Consider the following 26,140-nt stretch of genomic DNA (forward strand, 5'->3'; position numbering starts at 1 on the left):
CGGACTTACACAAAATAGCCTTATTCGGCAGGGCTGCAAGTCTCTCGGTGGGAGGTGGGTTGTGGCGACAGCCGGCGCGGTGCCGGCTCGTCGCAGCGGATATCGTCGGTCCAGACGCTGGTCGGTGCGGGTGGTGCGGGCCGGGAGATATATCGCGCCCCCTTCCACCACAGCTTCGCCGCCTCCCAGTGAATGCCAGCCACGATCTTCAAAGTAAGGTGCGGAATACGGCCGACGAGACGCAGAATATTGCCCGTCGTCAGCAGTTGCGCATGGCCGGAGAAGGTCGCCGAAAGCACAGGCCCCTCGGCATCCGTCTCAAGAATTCGCCAGCGGATATCCTTGCCCGGCGGCACCATGCGAAACCGGTAGCGCATGGCCATGGGCATAAAAGGTGACACATGGAAGATCTTGTCGCATTCCTGCCGAACGCCGGCATCGGTCACCTGCCCGGATGAAATCGGGCAGACATAGCTATGTCGCTCGCCGAAGGTGTTGCGCACCTCGTAAACCAGCGCCACCAGCGCATCGGACGTGTCATAGGCGTAATAGACGGCAAGGGGATTGAAGACCCAGCCGAGAATGCGCGGATAGCAGACGAGGAGCACCCGAGCTGCAGGCGCGGAAACACCGGCATCGGCAAGCAGGCCATCGACATAGGCGCGCAGCGAAATGTCCACGCGCCCGGAATGGTCGCTCTGGTGGAACGAGAGGATATTGAAGCGATCGACGGAAAACACGCAGCTTTGCGTGTCTGCTGCATCGAGCCGGTCGAGATCCACCATCAGCGAAAAGACGCTGTAGGAAAACCTGTGCCCGAGCGGCTTCATGCGCTGATGCATGACGTCGCCAGCATAGAGCAGCGCCGGCTCCGTTGGCGGAGCATGCAGGCGTCCGACATCGGGAGGCGTATCGGTCATTCCGCAGCTTCGGCGAAGATCGCGGTCGGAGCAAGCCGCCACGGTATGATGCCGCCGAGCGTTTCCGCCGCTGACAAGCCGGACGACAGGCCATCTTCATGGAAGCCGTAACCTGTCCAGGCGCCGGCAAAGAACGTGTTGTTATCGCCCTGAAAGATCTTCAGCCGCCGTTGTGCATCGATGGAGCGGGCATCGAACTGCGGATGGTCGTAGGTGTACTCTGCAAAAACCCGGCGCGGATCGGGTTCGCGTTCCGGATTCAATGTGACGAAGAGCGGGCAGGCGGGGTCGATCGCCTGAAGGCTGTTCATCCAGTATGTCACGGCAACCTGGCTGTCAGCCCCCGGACGTGTCGAGCGTAGGTAGTTCCACGACGCCCAGACCTTCTGCCGCTTCGGCATCAGGGCCACATCCCGGTGCAGCACGACGCGATTCGGCTTGTAGGGCACGGCTTCCAGCACGGCGCGCTCCTGCGGCGTCGCGTCCGCGAGCATGGCGAGAGCCTGGTCCGAATGGGATGCGATGATGATCTTGTCGTAGACCCGCACCGTGCCATCGTCCTCCGTCACATGAACCTTCCGCCCGTCGCGCCGTATCGACCGAATGCCGCAGTTTAGCCTCAGCCTGTCGCCGAGCGGAGCCAGCAGCTTGTCGAGATAGACCCGGCTACCGCCTGCCACCGTGCGCCACGGATGGGGCGTCGCGTAGACGAGGCGGTGATTGTCGAAGAACTGAATGAAGTGATCCGCCGGAAACTCCAGCATCTTGGCGGCAGGCGCAGACCAGATGGCCGCAGCCATCGGCAGCAGGTAGTTGTTGGTGAAGCCGGGCGAGAAACGGCGCCAGTCGAGATAGTCCCCGATCGACATCTCCGAAAGCCGGCCCGCATCGCGATCAACGAGGCAGATCTTGTTGAAGCGCAGGATCTCGCGCAACATCAGGAGGAAGGACGGACGCAGCATGTTCCGCTTCTGCGCAAAGAGCCCTGTGAACGGACCGCCGCGCCATTCAAGCGCGCCATGGTCGAGCGACAGCGCAAAGCTCATGCTGCTCGGCAGCGTCTCGACGTCGAGTTCGGCGAAAAGCGCTTTCAGGTTCGGATAGTTCGGCTCGTTATAGACGATGAAACCCGTATCGACCGAGATCCGCTGCCCGTCGTAATCGACCTCCACAGTAGCCGTATGCCCGCCAGGCCTCTCGGCCTTCTCATACAATGTCACGTCGTGAACGTCACGCAGCGCCCAGGCCGCCGAACTGCCGGAAATGCCCGAGCCGACAACAGCGATCGAGAGCCGGCCATGCGCGGAAGAGATGCCGGTGGAAACAGAAGACGTCATGCGGCATCCTTGATGTTGCGGTAGGCGGCAAGCGCGCGATCCCGCGCCTTGGCATGGTCGACGATCGGATTCGGGTAGGTTTCGCCCAGCGTCACGCCGGCCTTGGCAAGAACAGCGGACGGTGCGTCGAACGGGCGATGGATCCAGTCGCTCGGCATGTCGGAAAGTTCCGGCACGTGTTCACGGACGTACAGCCCGTCGGAATCGAACTTCTCACCCTGCGTGATCGGGTTGAAGACGCGGAAGAAGGGCGAGGCATCGGCACCGCAACCGGCGACCCACTGCCAGTTCATGGCATTGCTCGCAGGATCGGCATCCACGAGCGTATCGCGGAACCAGCGCTCGCCCCGCCGCCAGTCGATCAGCAGATCCTTCACCAGAAATGACCCCACGATCATGCGAACGCGATTGTGCATTGTGCCGAAGCGCCAGAGTTCACGCATGCCGGCATCCACGATCGGAAAACCGGTCATGCCCGTCTTCCAAAGATCGAAATCCTCCTCGCCATCCGTCCAGCCGATCTTGTCGTATTTCCGGTTCAGGCTCTCGGTCGGCATGTCAGGATTGTGGAACAGGAGATGATAGGCGAACTCCCGCCAGACCAACTCCTTGCGGAACGTGATGACATCTGCCGAGTCGGCCTTCGACAGACCGCGCGTCGCGTGCCAGATACGGGCCGGGGAAATCTCGCCCATTGCCAGATGCGGCGAGAGCCGCGACGTTCCCGCTTCCCAGGTCCGCTCACGCGACTCGCGATATCCGTCGATCGTGCCGTCCGTGAAATCCTCTAGCTTTTCATGTGCGGAGGTTTCGCCCGGCGCCCAGCGCTGCAAAAAATCTGCAGCCCATTCGAGCTTCGGCAACAGGCCCCAGTCCTCAAGCGTCTCCGACCGCGGAAACGTCTTCGGCGCCGGCAATGTTTCGGGGGCGTCTACGGGCTCGGGCGGCTCGCCACTGGCCTCTATGGCACGCCAGAAAGGTGTGTAGACCCGGTACGGACCGCCGGTCTTTGTCTTCACGCGAGACGGCTCATGCATGAGCGCTCCGGCAAAGCTTGCCGTCTCCATCCCGTCTTTGGAGAAGACCTCTTTCAGCTTCGTATCGATCTTGATGCCGGCAGGATCGTATCGCCGGTTCCAGAAGACGGCGGAGGCGCCGGTTTCCTTGATAACCTGCCGCAAAACCACCTCGGCTTCACCACTCATCAGAATGAGACGTGAGCCACAAGATTCGAACTGGGCGGAAAGCGAGGTGAGCGAATGGTGAAGCCACCAGGCCTGCGCTTCACCAAGCGGGCCGGTTTCAGTATTATCTTCGCGAATATAGAGCGGAATGACAGGACGACCTGTTTCGGCTGCGGATGACAGCGCACGATTATCATCTGTGCGAAGGTCCTTGCGAAACCATACAATGATCGGGCTCTGGTCCCGTTGATGCACGTCGTCCATCTTGATCCGTCTGTTTCCTTTGCCCGTCTTACGATCAGGGACGGCGTGTGGATCAAGAAGGTTTCAAAAACAAACGAATACTGGGATAGACCCTGTCATATGCCCGGCGAACACTCTCAACGCTCAGCAGGAGAAGCCGAACCCGCCGGAAGAGGCCAAGCGTGAACGGCGAAGGAGTTTCAATGATCTGTCCGGTTCGATCCGATAGGTCTCCATCGCCATACAGCCGTATTCATCGGTAATCTGGTTGGTGAACGTGCTGCCAATCGGAGACTTCGTCAGCTTCGTTCGCGGCTGATGCCCGCCGTAGGTGATGCTCCCGGGAATCGGCTGAACGTCGGAGGGCTTGCATGCCGTGAGGGACAAAGCACTGCCAATCACAAGTGTCCCGACTTTCATCGTCGTTCGCATTCCTAAAGCGCTCCGCCCGTCACGGGATTGACCACGGGCCGTTCGCTGGCATCTTTCTCGTCTGCGGGTTTGGCGAATGTCGGGGCGATGGAGTCGTTATCATCTACGGCAGCATCATCCGCTGTCGTATTGACATCAGTCGGACGCTTCTGCTCGGACGTGCTGTTCTGGTCGCTGTTACCCATGATCTGTTCTCCGTGGTAACCGGAGAACACGGGGTCAAGACAAATGTTCCGGCTTGTATGGAGGAACAGAATAGTCGCAATAGGGGAGGCGGTCGTCGTGTGACCTAAGCCACATGCCATGATCTTGATTAAGAAAATGGCTCCCCGGGCCGGATTCGAACCGGCGACCTGTCGATTAACAGTCGAATGCTCTACCGCTGAGCTACCAGGGAACATCTGCGCTGCAGAAGTGAGGCTGCTAATACGGGTGCTTTTTCGATTTGCCAAGCGCTTTTTTCAAAAAATCGCGTCTCGCTGTGGACAAACACGGATGCGAAGCACACCTCAGGGCCAATATGGGCGACAGGGGTCGTTTTAAGTGGATGAGGCCGGACTGGACGATGATGAACGAGGTTGACGTAGTCGCACGCCCGTCGGGCAGCACCCACGAGGATGGTGCTGGTACAGACACGAAGACGGCTTCGCCGCGCCCGCATGGCCCACAACTCTCAATCGGTTCATGGCATATGCCGCTGCCGCGCCAGAAATGGCTTCGCGTCCTTCTTGGCTGTCTGCTGGTCGTCTGCGGCATCCTCGGCTTCCTGCCGATTCTTGGCTTCTGGATGGTGCCCCTCGGTCTCGTCGTGCTGTCGCATGATTCAGCCTACATCCGCCGCAAGCGCCGCTGCATGGCCGTCTGGTGGGGCCGCCGGAAGCAGGCGAAAGCCGCCGCGAAGGCCGCTCGCGTTGAGCGCATATGAAAAAGGCCGGGTCGAACCGGCCTTCTTTCAATCCTCAGAAGCAGTTTATCCGTTCGTCGTGCCCGTCTGCGGTGTGGGATCACGGTCGGCAGGTGCCGGCTGCATCTGCTCGCCATTCGCCGGCGTGTTGTCGATTGTGCCCTGATTTGCCGGCGTTGCCTGACCGTTCTGCGCGGGCTCGGTCTGCTGACGATCGGTCGCCGCGTCATTGTCCGTGTTCTCGCCGAACATTTCTGCCGCACCCCACGCGATCAGCGCGAGAAAAAGGCCGCCGATCAGAACCATCAGCACCGGACGGCCGGCACCACCCTGACGCGCTTCCGTCGGGTTGACGGTGACCTTCTTGTTCAGTTCCTGCGTCGAGCGCACGTCGCCGCGTTCGTCCACTATTTTCGCCATAACCGTCTCCTTGGGTCCGGAGCGACGATGCGCTCCTCTCATCTCGACAAGAGCAACGGGCAGCAGACCCGTAAGTTCCGCCAAGGGCACGTGAGCGCCTAAGCCATATGGATTTGCGCGATTTTATGGTATGGTCTTCAAGCGGTCGTTGAGGAGCGACCGCGTCGGTATGAGCGGGAGGAACGCCATGCATTACAATGTTCAACTTTTCACCTGGACACCGCGCGACGGCGTCCATCAGGTCGGCAAGATCGTCGAGATCGATGCCGTCAACGCCAAGCTGGCGGCAACGTCGCTTCTTGGGTTGCGCCTGGGCGATAGCGGCGAGGCGAGTCGTCTTGCGGCCCGCGTCTGGGCTGATGAGGATGCGGCGAAGGCCGACTGCGTCTGCTTCTTCTACCAGTAGGATTTTCGACCATCGCGACGCTGCCTGCCGGAAGATGTCAAACCTTCAGCGCGAATGCGGAGGTCACGCCATCCACGACGAACTGGACCGCCAGCGCGGCGAGGATGACGCCCAGGAGGCGCGTGAGAATCGCGCGCCCTGTTTGCCCGAGAAATCGATCGATGCGTTCGGCGATGACGAGCGCTGCAAACAGGATTGCCACACACGCTCCTATGACGAGGATCAGTTGGAGACGCCCGACGGTGCCGGGATAGGAGCCGGCGAGCAGGATCGTGGCCGAAATCGCGCCCGGTCCCGCGATAAGGGGCAAGGCGAGCGGAAAGACCGCGATATCTTCGATGTGATCCCTCAGGGTTGCCGTTTCCCCGGTCTTCTCCTTCCGCTCGTTGCGCTTCTCGAATATCATCTCAAAGGCGATCCAGAACAACAGAAGCCCGCCGGCGATGCGGAACGCACCCATGGAAATGCCGAGCAGTCCAAGAATGCTGTCGCCGAAAAGCGCGAAGACCGAAAGGATGCAGAACGCGATGAGGCTGCCGCGCCAGGCCACCTGCTTGCGTTCGCTCCGGCTCATACCGGCGGTCAGGCTGAGAAAGATCGGTGCAAGGCCCGGCGGGTCGATGGTGACGAGGATCGTGGTCAAGGCGTTGATGAGAAGGTCGGTATCGGGCATGCCGCTCTCCGGGGCGCGTTTCGCGCGAGCGGCCAGTTAGGCGCAAGTGACGTTTCGGGTAAAGAGGCAGGATGCCCGCGCTGCAAGTTTACCTTGGAAAGCCGCCCTTTTGCTGCCAGAAAGGCATAAGACTGTTCACAACCCCGCGCGCAAATTAGCGCAAGGGCGCTGTATGGATTATATGTAGCCCTCTGATTCTGACCAACGATCGTGACCCAAATTGACTGAGCAAACACCTCCCGGCGGCGGCAAGAACCCACCAGGCATTGAGCCCATTTCCATCATCGAGGAAATGCAGCGCTCCTACCTCGATTACGCGATGAGCGTCATTGTCAGCCGTGCGCTCCCCGACGTTCGCGACGGACTGAAGCCGGTGCACCGGCGGATCCTGTTCGGCATGAGCGAACTCGGAATCGACTGGAACAAGAAATACGTCAAATGCGCCCGCGTGACCGGGGACGTGATGGGTAAGTATCACCCGCACGGCAACCTCGCGATCTATGACGCGCTGGCGCGTATGGCGCAGCCCTGGTCGCTCCGCCTGCCGCTGATTGACGGGCAGGGCAACTTCGGTTCCATCGACGGCGACCCGCCGGCAGCCGAACGCTACACCGAGTGCCGCCTGCAGAAGTCGGCGCACGCGCTTCTCGACGACCTCGACAAGGAAACCGTCGATTTCCGCGACAACTATGACGGCACGCTGTCCGAGCCTGTCGTGATGCCGGCGAAGTTTCCGAACCTGCTCGTCAACGGCGCCGGCGGCATCGCGGTCGGCATGGCGACGAACATTCCGCCGCACAACCTGTCCGAAGTCATCACGGGCTGCATCGCGCTGATCGAAGATCCCGCGCTCGAACTGCCGCAATTGATGGAGATCATTCCGGGTCCGGACTTCCCGACCGGCGCGATGATCATGGGCCGCTCGGGTATTCGTTCTGCCTACGAGACCGGCCGCGGATCGGTTATCATGCGGGGCAAGGCGCATATCGAGCCGATGCGCAACGATCGCGAAATGATCATCGTGACCGAGGTTCCCTACCAGGTGAACAAGGCGACGATGATCGAGAAGATGGCCGAGCTGGTGCGCGACAAGCGTATCGAGGGCATCTCCGATCTGCGCGACGAGAGCGACCGGCAGGGTTACCGCGTCGTCATCGAGCTGAAGCGCGATGCCAATGCCGAGGTCATCCTCAACCAGCTGTATCGCTATACCCCGCTGCAGACGTCTTTCGGCTGCAACATGGTGGCGCTGAACGGCGGCAAGCCGGAGCAGATGACGCTGCTCGACATGCTGCGCGCCTTCGTCGCCTTCCGCGAGGAGGTCGTCAGCCGTCGCACCAAGTATCTGCTGCGAAAGGCGCGCGAACGCGCCCATGTGCTCGTCGGTCTCGCCATCGCGGTTGCCAATATCGATGAGATCATCAAGCTGATCCGCGAGGCCCCCGATCCGGCCACCGCTCGCGAACAGCTCATGACGCGCCGCTGGCCGGCCCATGACGTGGACTCACTCATCCGCCTGATCGACGATCCCCGCCACAAGATCAACGAGGACGGCACCTACAATCTTTCCGAGGAACAGGCCCGTGCCATCCTCGAGCTGCGTCTCGCCCGCCTCACGGCGCTGGGTCGTGACGAAATCGGCGACGAGCTGAACAAGATCGGTTCCGAAATCAGCGACTACCTCGAGATCCTTGGCTCGCGCCTGCGAATCATGACGATCGTCAAGGACGAGCTGACGGCGATCCGCGAGGAATTCGGCACGCCGCGGCGTACCGAGATCGTCGAGGGCGGTCCCGATATGGACGATGAGGACCTGATTTCGCGCGAGGACATGGTCGTCACCGTGTCGCATCTCGGCTACATCAAGCGCGTACCGCTGACGACCTACCGGGCGCAGCGCCGCGGCGGCAAGGGCCGCTCCGGCATGTCGACCCGCGATGAGGATTTCGTCACGCGCCTGTTCGTCGCCAATACGCACACGCCCGTTCTGTTCTTCTCCTCGCGCGGCATCGTGTACAAGGAAAAGGTCTGGCGTCTGCCGATCGGGACCCCCACATCGCGTGGCAAGGCGCTGATCAACATGCTGCCGCTCGAAGCGGGCGAACGCATTACCACGATCATGCCGCTGCCCGAGGACGAGGCAAGCTGGGCCAATCTCGACGTCATGTTCTCCACGACGCGCGGCACGGTTCGCCGCAACAAGCTGTCGGACTTCATCCAGGTTAATCGCAACGGTAAGATCGCGATGAAGCTGGAGGAAGATGGCGACGAGATCCTGTCAGTGGAAACCTGCACCGACCGCGACGACGTTCTCCTCACCACCGCGTTCGGCCAGTGCATTCGATTCCCAGTGGACGACGTCCGTGTATTTGCCGGACGCAATTCAATCGGCGTCCGCGGCATTTCGCTCGGGAAGGACGATCGCATTATCTCCATGACCATCGTCAGCCATGTCGATGCCGAGCCTTGGGAACGCGCCGCCTATCTCAAACGCGCGTCCGTCGAACGGCGTCTCGTCGCTGGCGAAGTTGTTGCAGGCGAAGACGATGAGATCACGCTGGTCGGCGAAGAGGGGGCCGACGTCTTTGGCGAACTCTCGCAGGAGCGCTATGACGAACTAAAGGCACAGGAGCAATTCGTGCTGACGGTCTCGGAAAAGGGCTATGGGAAGCGGTCTTCGACCTACGATTTCCGGACGTCTGGCCGTGGCGGCAAGGGCATCCGGGCCACCGATACGTCGAAGACCAACGAGATCGGCGTTCTCGTCGCTGCCTTCCCGGTGGAAGATGCGGACCAGATCATGCTGGTGTCCGACGGCGGACAGCTGATCCGCGTTCCCGTCGGCGGCATCCGCCTCGCGAGCCGTGCGACGAAGGGCGTCACGATCTTCTCGACAGCAAAGGACGAAAAGGTCGTCTCCGTCGAGCGTATCAGTGAGCCTGAAGATGATGAGGCAGCCGTTGCGATCCTCGATGAGCAGCTTGTTCAGGAGGACACATCTGCAGCCCGTGAGACGACTGGGGATCCGGATCCGATGTCCGAATAATTTCGGCTGTGCAACAAACGCCGGAACTGTAAAAGCAAGAATAGGAAAAGCCGGACGGGCAGGGGACCGTCCGGCTTTTTTGTATCCCGTAGCGCTGGAGGTCGCATTGGGATAAATGAGAATATTAGATCGAAAAACCTTCACTGTGGCGGCGGGACGCTCGGATGGCCTCGCGGTCTCGCTTGAGCTGAAGAATGGTCTTCGTAAAGTCAAACAGGAACACGATACTAATCACTGCTGACACGATCATCATGATAACGGCCATGTCGCGTTTCCTTATCTGGTGACGACAAACCGGCGGGCAGGCTTTGGCTTCGAACCGACTTCCGAGCGAAGTGCATGCACAGTCGCAAAGATCATTGTGAAAAACATCAGCATCGAAAACAGCATCAATCCCATGGCGGTCATCCTTTCTGCACCTTCAACGAGGCATCACGGAAAAAAGTTCCAGAGACCTTGTGAGACTATTCTTGTGTGTACTGTCTTCAAGCGAGCGGAATGGCTTCCGGGGAACAGGCAGAGCATCTTGCGCCGCCCTGCCGGGCGTGACAGAAGACTGCCCAAACGGAACACGGTGCGATGACGACAGCTTTCTACCCCGGCTCCTTCGATCCGATCACGAACGGACATCTCGATATCCTCGCCCAGTCGCTGAACGTGGCGCAGAGCCTGATCGTCGCTATCGGCGTTCATCCCGGCAAGACGCCGCTCTTCTCCTTCGACGAGCGCGCCACGCTGATCCGCCACGCGATTGGTGAGGCGATGCCCGAGCGGAGCGCCGATGTCTCGGTGGTGTCCTTCGACGATCTCGTCGTTAACGCTGCCCGACGTCACGGAGCTTCGGTGCTCATTCGCGGGCTGCGCGACGGCACGGATCTGGACTATGAGATGCAGATGGCCGGTATGAACCGCGAAATGGCGCCCGACATCCAGACCCTTTTCATTCCCGCCGCAACGGCTTCGCGGCCGATAACGGCCACATTGGTCCGTCAGATCGCCGCTATGGGCGGCGATGTCGGCCCGTTCGTGCCGAAGGTGGTGGTTCAGGCGCTTGGCATTCGCAAGGCGCAGCGCTGACATCGGCACTTCGGGCGCTATATCGATACGGCCACATGCAAATCCGCAGACGAAACACGGAGCCATCATGACATTCTTCAAGCTTGCCCTAGCAGGCGCAGTATCCTTGGCGGTGCTCACCGGCGCAGCCATCGCCCAGGCCAAGGACCTTCTGACGATCACGCTGAAAAGCGGCCCCGTCGTCATCGAGCTGCTTCCCGAGATCGCGCCGAAGCATGTCGCGCGGATCAAGGAACTGGCCGCAGAGGGCGCCTATGACAACGTCGCTTTCCACCGCGTCATCCCCGGCTTCATGGCCCAGACGGGCGACGTTCAATACGGCAACCTCGAAAAGAACTTCGAGGCCGGTCGTGCCGGCATGGGCGGCTCTTCGAAGGCTGATCTGCCTGCCGAGTTCTCCAAGACCCCGTTCAAGCGCGGAACCGTCGGCATGGCCCGTTCGCAGAGCCCCGACTCCGCAAATTCGCAATTCTTCATCATGTTCGACGAAGGCTCGTTCCTCAACGGCCAGTACACCGTCGTGGGCGAGGTCGTGTCCGGCATGGAGAATGTCGACAAGATCAAGAAAGGCGAGGGCGACAGCGGCTCCGTCACCAATCCCGACCGCATGATCAGCGTCAAGGTCGGCAAGTAACACCCCAATTCTTTGAAGGAGAAGAGCATGGCCGAGATCAAGGATCCGGAAAACACGATCATCATGGAAACGACCAAGGGTCAGGTCGTGATCGAACTGAAGCCCGATCTGGCACCGGGCCACGTCGCCCGCATCAAGGAACTGGTCGCCGAAGGCGCCTATGACGGCGTTGTGTTCCACCGCGTCATCGACGACTTCATGGCGCAGACCGGCGACGTGCAGTTCGGCAAGCAGGGTGGCAAGGACTTCAACCCGGCCCGTGCCGGGATGGGTGGCTCGTCCAAGCCCGACCTTAAGGCTGAATTTTCGGCCACCAGCCATGTGCGTGGCACCTGCTCCATGGCACGCAGCCAGATGCCGAACTCGGCCAACTCGCAGTTCTTCATCTGCTTCACCGACAGCCCGTGGCTGAACAAGCAGTACACGGTCTGGGGTCAGGTCGTTGAAGGCATGGAAAACATCGACAACATCAAGCGCGGCGAGCCGGTGAAGGATCCCGACAGCATCGTTTCGATGAAGATTGCCGCCAACGCCTGATTCAGGCTATGGCAAGGCCCGCCCGATCGCCGTTCAGGCCCTCGGGCGGGCCTTGTCCGTTTTGAGAAATGCTCGTTCATGCGCGTCGATCTCTTCGACTTCGATCTCCCCGACGACAACATCGCCCTCCGGCCCGCCAGCCCGCGCGACAGCGCCCGTATGCTCGTCATCCGTCCGGAAGGCCCGCTCGAACACCGCAGCGTCATCGATCTTCCGTCTCTGCTGCAGCCGGGCGATGCGCTTGTCTTTAACGACACCAAGGTGATTCCCGCGCAACTCGAAGGCGTTCGTCTAAGAGAAGGCGCGACCGAACAAGCCGTCTCGACCACGCTCCACATGCGCATCGCACCCGACCGGTGGAAGGCCTTTGCGCGGCCGGGCAAGCGCATCAAGCCCGGCGACCGCATCCGTTTCGGCCACGGCGGCGACGCCTGCCTCCTCGGCACGCTGGATGCGACCGTGGAGGCGAAGACGGAAGGCGGCGAGGTCACGCTCGCCTTCGACCTCTCGGGACCCGCGCTCGATGCGGCCATTGCCACCGTCGGCCACATTCCTCTGCCGCCCTACATCGCTTCCAAGCGACCGGAGGACGCGCAGGACCGGCAGGATTACCAGACAATGTACGCGCGGGAGGAGGGTGCGGTCGCCGCGCCCACCGCCGGGCTGCATTTCACAGACCGTCTCTTCGCCGCACTGGATGCCTGCGGCGTCGAACGGCATTTCGTGACGCTGCATGTCGGGGCCGGTACGTTCCTGCCTGTGAAGGCGGATGATACCAGCGACCACAAGATGCACCAGGAGATCGGTCACGTCTCGGCGGAGGTTGCCGAGCGGCTGAACGCCGTGCGGGCGAGGGGCGGCCGCATCGTCTGCGTCGGCACCACCTCGCTGCGCCTGATCGAGAGTGCAGCGACGGACGACGGGCGCATCGAGCCTTGGTCGGGACCGACCGGAATCTTCATAACGCCCGGCTACCGGTTCCGCGCCGTTGATATTCTGATGACCAATTTCCATCTGCCGAAATCGACGCTGTTCATGCTCGTCTCCGCCTTCTCGGGCCTCGACACCATGCGCGACGCCTATGCCAACGCCATTGCGGACGGCTATCGCTTCTATTCCTACGGTGATGCCAGCCTGCTTTTCCGGAACGAACCATGACAGAGACTTTCCAGTTCAATCTGACCGCCACCGATGGCAACGCGCGGCACGGTGCGGTTTCCATGCCGCGCGGCACCGTCCGCACGCCGGCCTTCATGCCCGTGGGAACGGTCGGCACGGTGAAGGCGATGTATCTCGACCAAGTCAAGGAACTTGGCGCCGATATCATCCTCGGCAACACCTACCACTTGATGCTGCGCCCCGGCCCGGAACGCGTCGCGCGCCTCGGCGGCCTTCACGACCTCATCCGCTGGCAGGGGCCGATCCTCACCGATAGCGGCGGCTTCCAGGTCATGTCGCTCTCCGGCCTACGCAAGCTCGACGAGCAAGGTGTGACCTTCAAGAGCCACGTCGATGGCGCCCTGCACCACATGTCGCCGGAGCGTTCCATCGAGATTCAGGGCCTGCTCGACAGCGACATCCAGATGCAGCTCGACGAGTGCATTCGCCTGCCGGCCGAGCCGCGCGAAATCGAGCGTGCGATGGAGATGTCGCTGCGCTGGGCCGAGCGCTGCAAGACGGCGTTCGGCGACCAGCCGGGCAAGGCGATGTTCGGCATCGTGCAGGGTGGCGACAACCCCGCGCTTCGTGTCAAATCCGCCCAGGCGCTGGCGGGCCTCAATCTCAAGGGCTACGCGGTCGGCGGCCTTGCCGTTGGCGAGCCGCAGGCAGTGATGCTTGACATGTTGGACACGACCTGCCCTGAACTGCCTTTCGAAAAGCCGCGCTACCTGATGGGCGTGGGAACGCCGGACGACATCTTGAGATCGGTCGCCCGCGGTATCGACATGTTCGACTGCGTCATGCCGACCCGCTCCGGCCGCCACGGCCTCGCCTTCACCCGCCGGGGACGCGTCAACCTGCGCAACGCCCGTCACGCCGAGGACGTGCGCCCGCTGGACGAACAATCCACGTGTCCCGCGGCACGCGACTATTCCCGCGCCTATCTCCACCATCTCGTTCGATCAAACGAGTCGCTCGGCGGCATGCTTCTGACGTGGAACAACCTCTCCTACTACCAGGATCTCATGGCGGGTATCCGCAAGGCGATCGAGGACGGTCGCTACGCCGACTTCATGGCGGAGACGCAGGAAGAATGGGCGAGGGGTGACCTCGCTCCGGTTTGAGCAAGGTTCTCCAACGCAATGAGATCTGACCGCGTGTCGCAGAGCGGTTAGACTGTCGCGTGAACCGCTTGGCGGTCGCCTCCGGTTTCTCAAAGATCTACGCAGCCTTGGCGCGGATGATCACGCGATCGAGACTGCCTTCCCCGACAGCCTCGAGCTTCACCGAATAGAGAGAATCGCGACGCGTCGGGAAGCTGAATGTGGCGGTTTGCGCTGTCACGTTCCCTTTTGCATGCGTCTCCCACGTATAGACCGAGGTGACGGGTCTGCGCTTGACAACCCATTTGTACTTTGCTGGCGCCCCTTGCGGGACGATCACGTCGAACTCGGCTTGGCCATCGGTGAAAACCTGGGGTTGAACCTTGAGCGTTCGCCCCGTGATCGTGGTCTCAAGATATTGCGGGCGAGCCCAGGTTTCGCGAATGAGGTGGTTGGCCTGATCCGTCAAGCGTGCACGCGATCGCTCGAGGCCCTCGACGCGGGGCCGAACCTTTGCGCTCTCGGGAGCCTTTGTCAGCACCATCACATTGGCCGTCAGCGTCACGCCGCGGCGGAAGGACACGATCGGCTTGGAGATCTGGTTGCCGGCGGCGAAGCCATAGCTCTGGTAACGCTCGGGGTGAGGGCGGTTGAACAGGTGGTCCTGGACGTAGCAATCGAACACGGGTTCGGCATGCAGCGGCGAGGCGTGGATCAGATCGACCAGATGGTTGGGGTCGAAATAATAGTTGTGGGGGATGCGCTCGGTGACGCCGCCGAATGTGACGGCCGTCGTGAAGGCATAGACGCCGCCGGGTTTCAGAACGCGATCGACCTCCCGGAAATGCTGCAGGAAATCCTCGTCATGCCCGATATGTTCGAACGACCCCGTCGACCAGCAGAAATCGAAACTCTCGTCAGCAAATTTGAGATCCCGCATGTCCATGGCCATAGCATCGACCTTGTCGAAATCGACGGGCCAAGGCGCCTTCTTGCGGATAAGGTCGCGCGGGCTCTCGGTGCGAACGCCGATCCAACCGGAATCGGGCAGATAGAGATCGGTAACGACCGTCTTGGCGACGCGCGGAACGATCGCATAGATCAGCTTTTCCGTTCCGGCACCCATCGCGAGCCCGTGCGCGCTGCCCTGCAGCTTGCCCTTGGCCGCAAGAGCCCGGAAGATCATGGCGAATTCCCACGCCCGGCGCGAGCCGAACGGCACGGACCGAAGATCGCGCCGAATGATGGCGTCGATCTCCGGCTCGAAGAAGTCGTGGATATCGCACACCTTTTGCAAAGACAGTGGCATCGTTGGTCCCCTTTGGAAAGCGAACCTAGCGAATGCACGCGCTGGTGGTCAATGCCTTCACGACTCTTAGATTTGCGGACCCGGCGCCTGTTGCAGCATCTGTACGCCATTGATCTTGTATGTCCCGTCGGGCTGCAGCGTCAGGGAGTAAAGCGCGGTCCAGTCCTTGCCATCCGGCCCGGAGATCAGGACTTCCTGCACGACCGTCGAGCCATCGACCTTGCTCCGGCCAAAGGCGAAATTTCCGGGCCGGTACACAGGCCCATATCCGCGCTTCACCATCTCGAAAAACAGGTCTTGGCTCGGAAACAGCCCTTTGATCTGAGGCGACGCAAACGAATACGCCGCCGTCGCATCGTCATTCAGAAACGCCTCGATCTGCTGCCCGATAATGGACCGCGCGGTGTCCACCGGTTCGACGGCATGTCCCGGTGACGACAGCGCCAAGGCCATCACGAATCCAACGCCCAACTGAGAGCGGCGGTGCAAAATTAGACCACGGTAGCGGCGGGATTGTCCCGCTTCGGGCGGCGTAAAAGTCGGCCACCTATTTCTCTTCTGCAATGAGCGCAGGAGGGCCTGGGGATCTATACCGTGGAATTATATCTGAAGGTTCGACTGGCTTGCTCGGAAGGCATGAGCCGGCGTCAGGCTGCAAAGCATTTCAACATATCGCGCGACAGCGTTTCCAAGATGCTGTCCTATTCGACGCCACCTGGCTATCAGCGACAATCACCGATCCGGCGGCCCAAGCTGGATGCGTTTGTCTCGACGATCGATCACTGGCTGGACGAAGACAGACAAGTGCCGCGCAAGCAGCGCCATACGGCCAAGCGGGTGTTTGACCGGCTTCGAGACGAATGCGGGTTCACTGGCGGCTATACGATCATCAAGGATTACATGCGCGAGCGGGATCAGCGCCGCCAGGAAGTGTTCGTGCCGCTGTCGCATCCGCCCGGCCATGCGCAGGCCGATTTCGGTGAGGCGATGGTGGTCATCGGCGGTGTCGAGCAGAAGGCGCATTTCTTCGTGCTCGACCTTCCGCACAGCGACGGCTGCTACGTGCGGGCCTATCCGGCGGCAGTGGCCGAGGCCTGGGTCGATGGCCATGTCCATGCGTTCGCTTTCTTCGGCGCCGTGCCGCAATCGATCGTCTACGACAACGACCGTTGCCTGGTGGCGAAGATTTTGCCTGACGGCACCCGCAAGCGCGCGACGTTGTTCAGCGGCTTCCTGTCCCACTACCTTATCCGGGATCGCTATGGCCGTCCCGGCAAGGGCAACGACAAGGGGAACGTCGAGGGTCTCGTCGGCTATGCCCGGCGCAACTTCATGGTACCGATCCCGCAGTTTGCGACATGGGAGGCGTTCAACACCTTTCTGGAGGAGCAGTGCCGGAAGCGCCAGCGCGACAGGCTGCGCGGCGAGAGCGAGACGATCGGCGAGCGCTTGCGGCGCGATCTGGCTGCCATGCGCGCCTTGCCAGCCTCGCCATTTGATGCCTGCGACCAGGCAAGTGCCAAGGTGACGGCGCAGTCGCTGGTGCGCTACAAGACCAACGACTATTCCGTCCCGGTCGCCTATGGCCATCAGGATGTGTGGGTGCGCGGCTATGTCAACGAAGTGGTCATTGGTGGCCGTGGCGAGATCATCGCCCGCCATCCTCGGTGCTGGGAACGGGAAGACGTCGTCTTCGATCCTGTCCATTACCTGCCGCTGATCGAGCAGAAGATCAATTCGCTGGATCAGGCAGCGCCCCTCCAGGGCTGGGACTTGCCGCAAGAGTTCGCTACGCTGCGCCGGTTGATGGAAGGCCGCATGGCCAAACACGGCCGGCGTGAGTACGTGCAGGTCCTCCGCCTGCTGGAGAGCTTCGAACTCGCCGATCTGCATGCGGCGGTGAAGCAGGCGATCCAGCTTGGCGCCATTGGCTTTGACGCCGTCAAGCATCTGATCCTGTGCCGGGTGGAACGCCGGCCGCCCAGACTGGACCTGTCCATCTACCCGTATTTGCCGAGGGCGACGGTCGAGACGACATCGGCGAAGGCGTATATGCGTCTCCTGTCGTCGGATGCGGGAGAAGTCGCATGAACACCCAAGCACCCGAGATCCTTCTCACCCATTATCTCAAAACCCTGAAGCTGCCGAGTTTCCAGCGCGAGTACCAGAAGCTGGCCCGGCTGTGCGCCACCGAAGGCGTCGATCATGTCGGATACCTCACCCGGCTTGCCGAGCGGGAGATGATCGAACGGGACCGTCGCAAGGTCGAGCGTCGCATCAAGGCGGCCAGGTTCCCGGTCGTCAAAAGCCTCGACAGTTTCGACTTCGCCGCCATCCCAAAGCTGAACAGGATGCAGGTGCTGGAACTGGCGCGCTGCGAATGGATCGAGCGCAGGGAGAACGTTATCGCTCTCGGCCCCAGCGGCACGGGCAAGACCCATGTGGCGCTCGGCCTCGGCCTGGCCGCCTGCCAGAAGGGCCTGTCCGTTGGGTTCACGACAGCGGCCGCACTGGTCAGCGAGATGATGGAGGCGCGCGACGAGCGGCGTCTCATCCGGTTCCAGAAGCAGATGGCCGCCTACCAGCTGTTGATCATCGATGAACTGGGCTTCGTGCCGCTGTCAAAGACCGGCGCGGAATTGCTGTTCGAGCTGATCTCGCAACGATACGAGCGAGGCGCGACCCTGATCACCAGCAACCTTCCTTTTGACGAATGGACGGAAACCTTGGGGTCCGAGCGCCTGACCGGCGCTTTGCTCGACCGCATCACCCATCACGTCAGCATCCTCGAGATGAACGGCGACAGCTATCGTCTCGCCCAAAGCCGCGCCCGAAAGGCCGGCTGACGCCCTTCGAAAATCGCAACGCGCGCATGAGACCCCCGCTCGGGCCTAAGCCCTCCCGGCGGTCTCATGCGCGCGCCACAAGTGGCCGACTTTTGCGCCGCCGCGTGGCAGGATTTTACTCCGCCGTTGACACCCAACATCACACGCGCCATCACCATCTCCATCAACCGAAGTCGTAGACCTGAGCTTACGCCGAATATGCCTGATGGGAAGAGGCGGGACGTCGCGTCGATTAGTGCTGCGCTGGAGGTAAAGCGGTAAGGGGCTATAGATGCACGAGTCGAGGGTGAAGATGCACGAGCTGAAGATCGGCATGTCGCAGTTGGAAATAGAATGTACCCCGCTACACATCGCAATCACATAAGATAGATTATGGAACAGATTGTAGGTTCAAATGCCTCAGCATGCCATGTTGCAGCGCGTATTTCGAGGAAGAGACGTCTGCCGACCAATTCCCATTCTCTTGACGCAATGGCAGCAGCACGTCTAATCCACTGAGAGACTTTTCTTCCCAAAGCGATGAGATTGCCCGTGACCGACACCAACCAGCGTATCCTGTCCGATGCCTTCATTGCCGAGCTTCCCGGGCGCTACAATGGCAAGGTCCGGGAGAACTATGATCTGGCGGACGGGCGGCGGATTATCATTGCGACGGATCGGTTGAGCGCGTTTGACGTCGTGCTCACTGCGGTCCCGTTCAAGGGTCAGGTGCTGACGCAGACGGCGCGGTACTGGTTCGAGCAGACGGCGGATATCTGCCCGAACCATGTGCTTGAATATCCCGATCCGAATGTCGTCGTTGGAACACGGCTCGACATCCTGCCCGTGGAAATCGTCGTGCGCGGCTATCTCGCTGGAACGACCAGCACGTCGATCCTGACGAAGTATCGCAATGGCGAGCGATCCATGTACGGGACGCGACTACTCGACGGAATGAAGGACAACGAGAAGCTCCCGACCGCCATCATCACGCCGACGAGCAAGGCTTTCGACGGCGGCCATGACGAGCCGCTTTCGGCTGAGGAGATCCTTGCGCAGAAGCTTCTGACGCCGGAGCAATGGGACACGGTTTCATCCTACGCGCTGGCGCTCTTCCAGCGCGGACAGGACCTCGCGGCAAAGCGTGGCTTGATCCTCGTCGATACCAAGTACGAGTTCGGTACCGACGCGTCCGGGCGCATCGTGTTGGCCGACGAGATCCATACGCCCGACAGCAGCCGCTACTGGATCGCAGAGAGCTATCCGGAGAGTTTCGCGGCCGGCGGACGGCCGAAGAGCTTCGACAAGGATTTCGTGCGCGCCTGGGTGACCGAGCGTTGCGATCCCTACAAGGATCCGATCCCTGCAATCCCGGACACACTGATCGAGCAGACGTCGGAGGTCTATATCGAGGCCTATGAGACGATCACCGGTGAACGTTTTGAGCCCGATCTGCGCGGCGCAACCGTGCTCGACCGCGTCCGGGACAATCTCACGCCCTATTTTGCGTAAAGTCGGTTCAGTCTTCGACCACGATCTGCAAGCCATCATAGGCCGGCTCCACATGAGCCGGCGTTTCGCGCATGACCGTTTCGTAATCCAGCGGCACATGCATATGGGTCAGGATGGCGCGTTGCGGCGCGATCGTCTCGATCCAGGCGAGCGACTGGTCGAGCGAGAGATGGCTCGGATGGTATTGATATTGCAGCGTATCGATGACGAGTGTCTGCAATCCGCCGAGCTTGTCGACCGTCTCCGGCGGAAAATCGCTGACATCGGTACAATAGGCGACATCGCCGACGCGAAAGCCGAGCGAGTGGATCGAACCGTGCATCTGCAGCAGCGGCTGGAACGCGATCGTACCGCCTGCGCCTTCGACCTGGAACGGTTGGAGCGACGGCTCGATCAGGCAGTCCCGGATGATCGGCGGGTAGTTACTTCCCGGCGGCGATTCCAGACAATAGCCGAATCCGTCGCGGATGCGAGCAAGGGTAAAGGCGTCGGCCCAGATGGGTGTCTGACGCCGGTTGTGGATGACGAAGCCCCGGAGATCGTCGATGCCATGGAGGTGATCGGCATGCGAGTGGGTGTAGACCACAGCGTCGAGGTCCTTCACACCGGCAGATAGAAGCTGCTCGCGCAGATCCGGCCCGGTATCGATCAGCACCGAAGTCCTGCCGCCATCCTCTGCCACCTGCTCGACCAGCAAGGCCGCCCGCAGCCTGCGGTTTTTCGGGTTCTGCGGATCGCAGGCGCCCCAGTCTCCGGTAATGCGTGGCACGCCCGGAGACGATCCGCAGCCGAGAATGGTGAAAATCCGCCGTGCCGCCATCGCTGTCACCGGTTCAGGAGCGCGGCATCTTGGAAAAGATGCGAAAGGCGTTGTCGGTGGTCACCGTGGCGATCCGGTCGATGGAAAGCCCGAGCGTTTCCCCGAGGACCTGCGCCGTATGCGCCACGTAAGCCGGTTCGTTGCGCTTGCCGCGAAAGGGCTTCGGCGCAAGGTAGGGCGCATCGGTTTCCACCAGCAACCGGTCATGCGGCACGGTGAGGGCGATTGCGCGGAGGTCTTCGGATTTCGGAAACGTGAGAATGCCGGAGAACGAGATGTATCCGCCAAGCTCCACGCCGATCCGGGCGAGATCGGGGCCAGAGGAGAAGCAATGGAGGATGAAGGGGAATGCCCCCTTCCCTGTCTCGCGCGTCAGGATCTCCGCCATGTCGTCGTCTGCCGAGCGGCTGTGGATGACCAGCGGCAAGCCGGTTTCCCGTGCAGCGGCGATATGCCGAAGCAGGCCGATCTTCTGGTCCTCCGGCTTCTGCGTATCGTAGAAATAGTCGAGGCCCGCCTCGCCGATGGCAACCACTTTCGGATGCGCCGACAGCCGAACCAGATCCTCCGTCGTCACGTCCAGTTCCTCATCCGCATTGTTCGGATGGGTCCCGACCGAGCAGAACACGTTGTCGTATCGCTCGGCGACCGCAAGGATCGTGTCGAACCGTTTGACGCGGGTGCAGATCGTGACCAGCTTGTGGACGCCGATCTCGGCCGCCCGGGCAACGATGTCATCCCGCTCGGCCTCGAAATCCGGAAAGTCGAGGTGGCAGTGCGTGTCGATCAGCAAGGGACGAACCACGATCATACCTCTGGCGGGACGTAACGCGGAAAAACCGGCTTCGGCGCTTCGAGCGGCGTTCCCGAGGCAAGCCGGCCGGCATCACCGAGGAAGGCGAAACTGCGCTGGTTTTCAGGCACGGCCACGAGATCGAGCAGCTTGGCTGCGGAGCCGGGCATGAACGGCTGAAGGAGGATCGCCACCTGGCGCACCACATCCGCCGTCACATAAAGAACCGTTGCCATGCGCGCGGGGTCCGTCTTCTTCAGCGCCCAAGGCTCCTGCCCCGCAAAATAGCGGTCGGCTTCCGACACCACAGCAATGATGGAGGCGAGAACCTTGTGGATGGCGAGCGCGTCCATATCGGTGCGCGTCGAGGCGTGCAGGGCATCCGCCGAGGCACGCATAGCCTCATCGGCTTCGTTCAAAGGCCCACAGACCGGAATAGCGCCGTCACAGTTCTTGACGATCATCGACAGGGAGCGGCTCGCAAGGTTGCCGATGCCGTTGGCGAGATCCGAATTGATCCGGGTGGCGATCGCCTCCTCGCTATAGCTTCCGTCCTGCCCGAAGGAGACTTCGCGCATGAAGAAATAGCGGATCTGATCGAGCCCGAAATGCTCCACCAGATTGACGGGATCGACGACGTTGCCAAGGGATTTCGACATCTTCTCGCCCTTGTTGAGCAGGAAGCCGTGGGCGAAAACCTTCTTCGGCAACGGCAGGCCGGCCGACATCAGGAAGGCGGGCCAGTAGACGGCGTGGAAGCGGATGATGTCCTTGCCGATCATGTGGATGCTCGCCGGCCAGTATTTTGCGCGCGGGCCGTCCGGGTCCGTCAGTGCACCGGTGGCGGTGAGGTAATTGGTCAGCGCATCGACCCAGACATACATGACATGGGCCGGATCGCCGGGCACCGGGATGCCCCAGTCGAACGTCGTGCGCGACATGGAAAGGTCCTTCAGGCCGGATTTCACGAAGGAGATGACCTCGTTGCGGCGCTCGGCGGGACCGATGAAATCCGGATTGTCTTCGTAATGCTGAAGCAGCCGGTCCTGATAGGCGGAGAGACAGAAGAAGTAGCTCGCCTCCTCCACCCATTCGACGGGCGTTCCCTGCGGTCCATAGCGCACGCCATCGGCGCGGATCTCGGTCTCGCTTTCCTGATAGTAGGCTTCGTCGCGCACCGAGTACCAGCCGGAATAGGCGTCCTTGTAAAGGTCGCCGGCCTCAGCCATCCTGTTCCAGATGACCTTCACCGCCTCATGGTGGCGTGGTTCCGTCGTACGGATGTAATCGTCATTCGACCCTTCGAGCAGCTTAACCATCTTCTGGAATTCGGCCGCGTTGCGATCCGCCAGTTCCCCAGGCGTCAGGCCCTCCCGGCGCGCCGTCTGCTGCATCTTCTGCCCGTGCTCGTCCGTTCCCGTCAGGAAGAAGACATCGCGTCCATCCAGCCGCTCGAACCGCGCCACGACATCGGTTGCGATCAGCTCATAGGCATGGCCGATATGCGGTCGCCCGTTGGGATAGGCGATGGCGGTGGTGATGTAGAAGGGAGATGTGTCTGTCATGGCGGGACTTCTGCAGGTCGGGGTGTCGGGCGTCTTGCGAGCGTGCAACGTCCTTAAACCAATCGCGAAGCGGAGGGAATGCAAGAGGGTGAAAAACCAACCCCTGCCCTAAGGCGGATCGAGAACCATCCAGCGCAGCGTCTCAAACAACGGTTCCCGCCGTCCGGAGGTCGTCGAGAATGGAAAGAACAGTCTGCTTGCGGTCGAGATTGTAGGCGTCGGCAACCGTCAGCCTCTCGGACAACTCCGACGAAAGCCGCGCGAAACGTTCGGCCGCGGCCAGATCGCCGCCAAGGCCCGCCGCTTTGGCCTGAGCGTTCACATGGCGGGCAACAAGCGTTGCGAAGAAGTCGAAGATGGTATCGCTGTCCTTGGCGGCAAGAATATCGCCGAGCTTGTGCATCTCGCGCCGCGCCGGCGCGTCGTCGGGATGGCCGAGCATGTGGTCGAACGCGTCGATGATGTCGAGGCCACCATAATTGACGAGCTTCAGCGCCTCCGAGACGCTGCCCTTTGCGGCTGCAAGCACACGCACGCCTCTCCCCCCCTCCAGCCGGATATCGAGATGCGCCAGCGCCCGGGTCATATCGGCATCAGCAAGGGGCCTTAGCGCCAAAGGCAGGCAGCGCGAGCGGATGGTCGGCAGCAGGCGGCCGGGCGTGTGCGTGAGGACGAGAAACATCGACCGCTTCGGCGGCTCTTCGAGGATCTTGAGAATGGCATTCGCCGCGTTACGATTGAGATCGTCGGCCGGGTCGATGATGACGATGCGCCAATTTCCGGTGCCCGAGGTCTGCGCGAAAAAACGACCTGCCCGCCGCACCTCGTCGACGGTGATCGCGCTTTTCACCTTGCCCGTCTTCTCGTCCACCGGACGTGTGAGGTGCAGGACATTGTGGGACGAACCCGCGGCGATCTGCCGGCTGACCACGGAACCCGGGTCGGGATCTGCCATCACAGCCGGTGCGTCGGCCGGCTCGGGATGGCTGAGGATGTGGTTAGCAAAGCGAAAGGCGAGCGTCGCCTTGCCGATGCCCTCCGGCCCCTCGATGAGGATGGCGTGATGCCCCTTGCCGGAACGATAGCCCGCCGCGAGAAAAGCCTGTGCCTCTTCGTGCCCGAACAGTGCGCTGTTGTTGGATGGCACGATAGCACCGTCGAGAACATCGGATCGACCGTCGCTCATGCCTCTACTCCTGCATCCTGCCGCTCGGCGATGCGCGCTTCCACGGCTGCCAGCACATCGCGCGCGATGGCTTCCACCGAACGAGAGGCATCAACGACACGACACCGAACGGGATCGCGCGCAGCAATGTCCAGAAAGGCCTCGCGGCGCTTCTCGTGTGTCTCCAGTTCTTCCTTCTCGAAGCGATCCGGCACGGCATTCGCTACCTCGGCGGCCTTGGAAGCACGGGCTCGTGCCCGCTCGAGGCCATCGGCCGCAGGCATGTCCAGAATGATAGTGATGTCAGGTCGCAGACCGTTGATAGCCAGCCGTTCCAGGCCATCGATAAGCGGTTCGGGAAGATTTCCGGTGATGCCCTGATAGACGCGGGAGGAGTCCATGAAGCGGTCGCAAAGGACCATGCTGCCACCGTCAAGCGCCGGGCGGATCAATGTTTCCACATGGTCGCTCCGTGCGGCGGCAAAAAGCAGTGCCTCCATGCGAACGCCGTGGGATTCAGCAGCACCCGACAGGACCACATGCCGCACGGCCTCGGCCCCGCCGGAGCCACCAGGTTCGCGGGTGATGCGCACGGCATGGCCCTGCGCTTCAAGCGCACCGGCCAGAAGGCGGATCTGAGTCGACTTGCCGACCCCCTCGCCGCCTTCGAATGTCACGAACATCGCACCTGCCGTCAATTCATTTGCCTCTATAGCCGCGATTTCCAGTCCTGACGCCGCAAATGCCACCCCGCATCGCGCAGACGCGGAGAGCATTCCAAGCGGATAAGATCCAGTAGCCTATTGCTCTGCGTCTGAAAACATGCGCGCTGGAAAAGGGCGCGGAGCCGCTGGACAACACACCGCAGTACCATCGACACGAACCATCAAAGCCAGAAAAATAACAGTTCCTGCAGGGCATCCGCAGCGCGGCTCGTTAGCGAGCCGGCCTCGACGGACGCGGCCGTCTTCAGCGGCACTTCCCGCAATAACTGCTCCCCGTTCCAGATGCGCAGCGTGCCTGCGACCTGCCCTGCCCGCACAGGCACGGTCAACGGCCAGCGATAGACGACACGTGCGGTGAGCTTCGCCGGCGACTTCACCGGCAGGAGGATATCGACAGGCCCCGCGGTCACCAGCCCGACGGCGGGTCGGTCGCCTCCGTAAACGCTCGCCTCCGCAACCGTCTCGCCCTCAGCGAACAGCCGCTTTTCCGAGAAGTTCGTCATGGCCCAGTCGAACACACGCCTTGCCTCGGCCACGCGATCCTTGTCCGTGGCAAGCCCGTTCAGCGCCAGATCGACGCGGCGCCCATCCCGCTCCATAGACGCGACGATGCCGTAGCCGTAACCCTCGGCAAAACCCGTGACGTACCCGTCAACGCCGACATTCGCGGATATCAGCGGATTCCGGTTTCGCTGGCGGATCTTGTTCCACTCGAACTCGGCTTGCCGAAAGAGTGGCATATCATCGGGATAGGCCGCGCGGAGATGGCGCGCGAGCGTCACGAGGTCCCGCATCGTCGTCAAATTGCCTTCCGCCGGCAAGCCGGTCGGATTGGCGAATGTCGAGGTTTTCAGCCCGATCGCCCGCGCCCGCGTCGTCATGCGCTCTGCGAAGGTGGCCTCACTGCCCACCATGCCCTCCGCCAGGACGATACAGGCATCATTGGCATATTGCACGACGACGCCCTGAAGCAGATCGCCGACCGAGACTCTGGAATTCAACCCGGCAAACATTGTCGATGTGCCGGATGGCGCGCCGCCAGTCCGCCAAGCATGTTCGCTGACCGGAAAAAGCGTATCGCGCGAAAGGCTCCCGTCCTTCAGGGCCGAGAGCACCAGTTCGACGGTCATCAACTTGGCCATGGAAGCCGGCGGCACGGCCTCGTCGGCCGCTTTCTCAAGGAGAACGGTTTCCGTCAGCGCATCGATGACCAGCGCCTGGCGCGCCGCGGTGTCGAATTCCTGTGCGCCGGAGGTGGTGCTACCGAGCGCAAGCGCGATCGTCAGCGCCATTGTCTTGCCGAGCGTGCGCCGCTTCACGAAGCCTCCCAGGGGGCCGCCCTCATCCCG

The 26,140-nt window shown here is 61.6% G+C and carries 27 protein-coding genes and 1 tRNA gene; 11 read left to right on the plus strand and 17 right to left on the minus strand.

Annotated features, from left to right (window positions below; genetic code table 11):
- Window positions 1-20 precede the first annotated feature (20 nt).
- The 6 genes from GA0004734_RS11165 to GA0004734_RS11190 all read right to left on the minus strand — a co-directional run bounded on the left by GA0004734_RS11165 (window position 21) and on the right by GA0004734_RS11190 (window position 4,513).
- On the minus strand, window positions 21-920 hold the full coding sequence (locus GA0004734_RS11165; protein ID WP_092933711.1) for a DUF1365 domain-containing protein: 900 nt from the start codon (window positions 918-920) through the stop codon (window positions 21-23).
- Window positions 917-2,257, minus strand: a complete 1,341-nt coding sequence (locus GA0004734_RS11170) for an NAD(P)/FAD-dependent oxidoreductase (RefSeq protein WP_092933713.1) — start codon at window positions 2,255-2,257, stop codon at window positions 917-919. The genes GA0004734_RS11165 and GA0004734_RS11170 overlap by 4 nt, the downstream gene beginning before the upstream one ends.
- Window positions 2,254-3,705, minus strand: coding sequence for a cryptochrome/photolyase family protein (locus GA0004734_RS11175; RefSeq protein WP_092933715.1), 1,452 nt, complete (start codon window positions 3,703-3,705; stop codon window positions 2,254-2,256). The genes GA0004734_RS11170 and GA0004734_RS11175 overlap by 4 nt, the downstream gene beginning before the upstream one ends.
- Before the next feature lie 123 nt (window positions 3,706-3,828).
- Complete coding sequence (locus GA0004734_RS11180) at window positions 3,829-4,104, minus strand: hypothetical protein (protein ID WP_092936204.1); 276 nt, start codon at window positions 4,102-4,104, stop codon at window positions 3,829-3,831.
- A 14-nt stretch (window positions 4,105-4,118) separates the two neighbouring features.
- On the minus strand, window positions 4,119-4,301 hold the full coding sequence (locus GA0004734_RS11185; RefSeq protein WP_092933717.1) for a hypothetical protein: 183 nt from the start codon (window positions 4,299-4,301) through the stop codon (window positions 4,119-4,121).
- Window positions 4,302-4,438: 137 nt separating this feature from the next.
- Window positions 4,439-4,513 (minus strand) — tRNA-Asn (locus tag GA0004734_RS11190).
- Window positions 4,514-4,681: 168 nt separating this feature from the next.
- Between GA0004734_RS11190 and GA0004734_RS11195 the strand changes: the two genes are divergently transcribed.
- On the plus strand, window positions 4,682-5,041 hold the full coding sequence (locus GA0004734_RS11195) for a hypothetical protein (protein ID WP_245292400.1): 360 nt from the start codon (window positions 4,682-4,684) through the stop codon (window positions 5,039-5,041).
- Window positions 5,042-5,086: 45 nt separating this feature from the next.
- Here GA0004734_RS11195 and GA0004734_RS11200 read toward each other — a convergent pair whose 3' ends face one another.
- Window positions 5,087-5,440 (minus strand): hypothetical protein, encoded by a 354-nt coding sequence (locus GA0004734_RS11200; protein WP_092933719.1) that lies wholly within the window; start codon window positions 5,438-5,440, stop codon window positions 5,087-5,089.
- Window positions 5,441-5,627: 187 nt separating this feature from the next.
- Between GA0004734_RS11200 and GA0004734_RS11205 the strand changes: the two genes are divergently transcribed.
- Window positions 5,628-5,846, plus strand: coding sequence for a hypothetical protein (locus GA0004734_RS11205; protein WP_092933720.1), 219 nt, complete (start codon window positions 5,628-5,630; stop codon window positions 5,844-5,846).
- A gap of 37 nt (window positions 5,847-5,883) precedes the next feature.
- Here the strand turns inward: GA0004734_RS11205 and GA0004734_RS11210 are convergent, their stop codons facing one another.
- Window positions 5,884-6,519: a MarC family protein gene (locus GA0004734_RS11210; protein WP_092933722.1), complete on the minus strand. Its 636-nt coding sequence runs from the start codon at window positions 6,517-6,519 to the stop codon at window positions 5,884-5,886.
- Between the two features lie 220 nt (window positions 6,520-6,739).
- On the opposite strand from GA0004734_RS11210, the gene gyrA reads away from it, so the two are divergent.
- Window positions 6,740-9,565, plus strand: coding sequence for a DNA gyrase subunit A (gene gyrA / locus GA0004734_RS11215; RefSeq protein ID WP_092933724.1), 2,826 nt, complete (start codon window positions 6,740-6,742; stop codon window positions 9,563-9,565).
- A gap of 124 nt (window positions 9,566-9,689) precedes the next feature.
- Here the strand turns inward: gyrA and GA0004734_RS25955 are convergent, their stop codons facing one another.
- Window positions 9,690-9,830 carry a hypothetical protein gene (locus GA0004734_RS25955; protein WP_162743107.1) on the minus strand — a complete coding sequence of 47 codons (141 nt, stop codon included), beginning with the start codon at window positions 9,828-9,830 and terminating at the stop codon, window positions 9,690-9,692.
- Between the two features lie 314 nt (window positions 9,831-10,144).
- Between GA0004734_RS25955 and coaD the strand changes: the two genes are divergently transcribed.
- The 5 genes from coaD (at window position 10,145) to tgt (ending at window position 14,098) form a co-directional block, all read left to right on the plus strand.
- On the plus strand, window positions 10,145-10,642 hold the full coding sequence (gene coaD, locus GA0004734_RS11220; protein WP_092933726.1) for a pantetheine-phosphate adenylyltransferase: 498 nt from the start codon (window positions 10,145-10,147) through the stop codon (window positions 10,640-10,642).
- Window positions 10,643-10,709: 67 nt separating this feature from the next.
- A complete protein-coding gene (locus GA0004734_RS11225) occupies window positions 10,710-11,276 on the plus strand; it encodes a peptidylprolyl isomerase (RefSeq protein ID WP_092933728.1) in 567 nt (188 codons plus the stop codon).
- 27 nt (window positions 11,277-11,303) lie between these two features.
- Window positions 11,304-11,813 carry a peptidylprolyl isomerase gene (locus GA0004734_RS11230; RefSeq protein ID WP_092933730.1) on the plus strand — a complete coding sequence of 170 codons (510 nt, stop codon included), beginning with the start codon at window positions 11,304-11,306 and terminating at the stop codon, window positions 11,811-11,813.
- A gap of 78 nt (window positions 11,814-11,891) precedes the next feature.
- Complete coding sequence (gene queA, locus GA0004734_RS11235; protein WP_092933731.1) at window positions 11,892-12,971, plus strand: tRNA preQ1(34) S-adenosylmethionine ribosyltransferase-isomerase QueA; 1,080 nt, start codon at window positions 11,892-11,894, stop codon at window positions 12,969-12,971.
- Complete coding sequence (gene tgt, locus GA0004734_RS11240; protein ID WP_092933733.1) at window positions 12,968-14,098, plus strand: tRNA guanosine(34) transglycosylase Tgt; 1,131 nt, start codon at window positions 12,968-12,970, stop codon at window positions 14,096-14,098. The genes queA and tgt overlap by 4 nt, the downstream gene beginning before the upstream one ends.
- A gap of 97 nt (window positions 14,099-14,195) precedes the next feature.
- On the opposite strand, the gene GA0004734_RS11245 is transcribed toward tgt, so the two are convergent.
- On the minus strand, window positions 14,196-15,386 hold the full coding sequence (locus tag GA0004734_RS11245) for a class I SAM-dependent methyltransferase (protein WP_092933735.1): 1,191 nt from the start codon (window positions 15,384-15,386) through the stop codon (window positions 14,196-14,198).
- Between the two features lie 66 nt (window positions 15,387-15,452).
- On the minus strand, window positions 15,453-15,839 hold the full coding sequence (locus tag GA0004734_RS11250; RefSeq protein ID WP_092933737.1) for a DUF4864 domain-containing protein: 387 nt from the start codon (window positions 15,837-15,839) through the stop codon (window positions 15,453-15,455).
- A gap of 141 nt (window positions 15,840-15,980) precedes the next feature.
- Here GA0004734_RS11250 and istA point away from each other — a divergent pair, with 141 nt between their 5' ends.
- The 3 genes from istA (at window position 15,981) to GA0004734_RS11265 (ending at window position 19,723) form a co-directional block, all read left to right on the plus strand.
- Window positions 15,981-17,477 (plus strand): IS21 family transposase, encoded by a 1,497-nt coding sequence (gene istA / locus GA0004734_RS11255; protein WP_139056207.1) that lies wholly within the window; start codon window positions 15,981-15,983, stop codon window positions 17,475-17,477.
- A complete protein-coding gene (istB, locus tag GA0004734_RS11260; protein ID WP_092930036.1) occupies window positions 17,474-18,232 on the plus strand; it encodes an IS21-like element helper ATPase IstB in 759 nt (252 codons plus the stop codon). Before istA ends, istB begins: the two co-directional genes overlap by 4 nt.
- Before the next feature lie 531 nt (window positions 18,233-18,763).
- Complete coding sequence (locus tag GA0004734_RS11265; RefSeq protein WP_348626087.1) at window positions 18,764-19,723, plus strand: phosphoribosylaminoimidazolesuccinocarboxamide synthase; 960 nt, start codon at window positions 18,764-18,766, stop codon at window positions 19,721-19,723.
- Window positions 19,724-19,730: 7 nt separating this feature from the next.
- Here the strand turns inward: GA0004734_RS11265 and GA0004734_RS11270 are convergent, their stop codons facing one another.
- The 6 genes from GA0004734_RS11270 to GA0004734_RS11295 form a co-directional block, all read right to left on the minus strand.
- Window positions 19,731-20,543, minus strand: coding sequence for an MBL fold metallo-hydrolase (locus GA0004734_RS11270; protein WP_092933741.1), 813 nt, complete (start codon window positions 20,541-20,543; stop codon window positions 19,731-19,733).
- Window positions 20,544-20,556: 13 nt separating this feature from the next.
- Complete coding sequence (locus tag GA0004734_RS11275) at window positions 20,557-21,336, minus strand: TatD family hydrolase (protein ID WP_092936209.1); 780 nt, start codon at window positions 21,334-21,336, stop codon at window positions 20,557-20,559.
- A gap of 14 nt (window positions 21,337-21,350) precedes the next feature.
- On the minus strand, window positions 21,351-22,901 hold the full coding sequence (gene metG / locus GA0004734_RS11280) for a methionine--tRNA ligase (RefSeq protein WP_092933743.1): 1,551 nt from the start codon (window positions 22,899-22,901) through the stop codon (window positions 21,351-21,353).
- A 142-nt stretch (window positions 22,902-23,043) separates the two neighbouring features.
- Window positions 23,044-24,087, minus strand: coding sequence for a DNA polymerase III subunit delta' (locus tag GA0004734_RS11285; RefSeq protein WP_092933745.1), 1,044 nt, complete (start codon window positions 24,085-24,087; stop codon window positions 23,044-23,046).
- Window positions 24,084-24,749, minus strand: coding sequence for a dTMP kinase (gene tmk, locus GA0004734_RS11290; RefSeq protein ID WP_092936211.1), 666 nt, complete (start codon window positions 24,747-24,749; stop codon window positions 24,084-24,086). Before tmk ends, GA0004734_RS11285 begins: the two co-directional genes overlap by 4 nt.
- Before the next feature lie 203 nt (window positions 24,750-24,952).
- Window positions 24,953-26,110 (minus strand): D-alanyl-D-alanine carboxypeptidase family protein, encoded by a 1,158-nt coding sequence (locus GA0004734_RS11295; RefSeq protein ID WP_245292401.1) that lies wholly within the window; start codon window positions 26,108-26,110, stop codon window positions 24,953-24,955.
- Window positions 26,111-26,140 lie beyond the last annotated feature (30 nt).

It is taken from the genome of Rhizobium sp. 9140 (genome assembly GCF_900067135.1).
Classification (GTDB): Bacteria; Pseudomonadota; Alphaproteobacteria; order Rhizobiales; family Rhizobiaceae; genus Ferranicluibacter.

Bases quoted from the DNA above. Each gene is read 5' to 3' on its own strand.
- GA0004734_RS11165 (WP_092933711.1), bottom strand. From the start codon at position 920: ATGACCGATACGCCTCCCGATGTCGGACGCCTGCATGCTCCGCCAACG.
- GA0004734_RS11170 (WP_092933713.1), bottom strand. From the start codon at position 2,257: ATGACGTCTTCTGTTTCCACCGGCATCTCTTCCGCGCATGGCCGGCTC.
- GA0004734_RS11175 (WP_092933715.1), bottom strand. From the start codon at position 3,705: ATGGACGACGTGCATCAACGGGACCAGAGCCCGATCATTGTATGGTTT.
- GA0004734_RS11180 (WP_092936204.1), bottom strand. From the start codon at position 4,104: ATGAAAGTCGGGACACTTGTGATTGGCAGTGCTTTGTCCCTCACGGCA.
- GA0004734_RS11185 (WP_092933717.1), bottom strand. From the start codon at position 4,301: ATGGGTAACAGCGACCAGAACAGCACGTCCGAGCAGAAGCGTCCGACT.
- GA0004734_RS11195 (WP_245292400.1), top strand. From the start codon at position 4,682: ATGATGAACGAGGTTGACGTAGTCGCACGCCCGTCGGGCAGCACCCAC.
- GA0004734_RS11200 (WP_092933719.1), bottom strand. From the start codon at position 5,440: ATGGCGAAAATAGTGGACGAACGCGGCGACGTGCGCTCGACGCAGGAA.
- GA0004734_RS11205 (WP_092933720.1), top strand. From the start codon at position 5,628: ATGCATTACAATGTTCAACTTTTCACCTGGACACCGCGCGACGGCGTC.
- GA0004734_RS11210 (WP_092933722.1), bottom strand. From the start codon at position 6,519: ATGCCCGATACCGACCTTCTCATCAACGCCTTGACCACGATCCTCGTC.
- GA0004734_RS25955 (WP_162743107.1), bottom strand. From the start codon at position 9,830: ATGGCCGTTATCATGATGATCGTGTCAGCAGTGATTAGTATCGTGTTC.
- coaD (WP_092933726.1), top strand. From the start codon at position 10,145: ATGACGACAGCTTTCTACCCCGGCTCCTTCGATCCGATCACGAACGGA.
- GA0004734_RS11225 (WP_092933728.1), top strand. From the start codon at position 10,710: ATGACATTCTTCAAGCTTGCCCTAGCAGGCGCAGTATCCTTGGCGGTG.
- GA0004734_RS11230 (WP_092933730.1), top strand. From the start codon at position 11,304: ATGGCCGAGATCAAGGATCCGGAAAACACGATCATCATGGAAACGACC.
- queA (WP_092933731.1), top strand. From the start codon at position 11,892: ATGCGCGTCGATCTCTTCGACTTCGATCTCCCCGACGACAACATCGCC.
- tgt (WP_092933733.1), top strand. From the start codon at position 12,968: ATGACAGAGACTTTCCAGTTCAATCTGACCGCCACCGATGGCAACGCG.
- GA0004734_RS11245 (WP_092933735.1), bottom strand. From the start codon at position 15,386: ATGCCACTGTCTTTGCAAAAGGTGTGCGATATCCACGACTTCTTCGAG.
- GA0004734_RS11250 (WP_092933737.1), bottom strand. From the start codon at position 15,839: ATGGCCTTGGCGCTGTCGTCACCGGGACATGCCGTCGAACCGGTGGAC.
- istB (WP_092930036.1), top strand. From the start codon at position 17,474: ATGAACACCCAAGCACCCGAGATCCTTCTCACCCATTATCTCAAAACC.
- GA0004734_RS11270 (WP_092933741.1), bottom strand. From the start codon at position 20,543: ATGGCGGCACGGCGGATTTTCACCATTCTCGGCTGCGGATCGTCTCCG.
- metG (WP_092933743.1), bottom strand. From the start codon at position 22,901: ATGACAGACACATCTCCCTTCTACATCACCACCGCCATCGCCTATCCC.
- GA0004734_RS11285 (WP_092933745.1), bottom strand. From the start codon at position 24,087: ATGAGCGACGGTCGATCCGATGTTCTCGACGGTGCTATCGTGCCATCC.
- tmk (WP_092936211.1), bottom strand. From the start codon at position 24,749: ATGTTCGTGACATTCGAAGGCGGCGAGGGGGTCGGCAAGTCGACTCAG.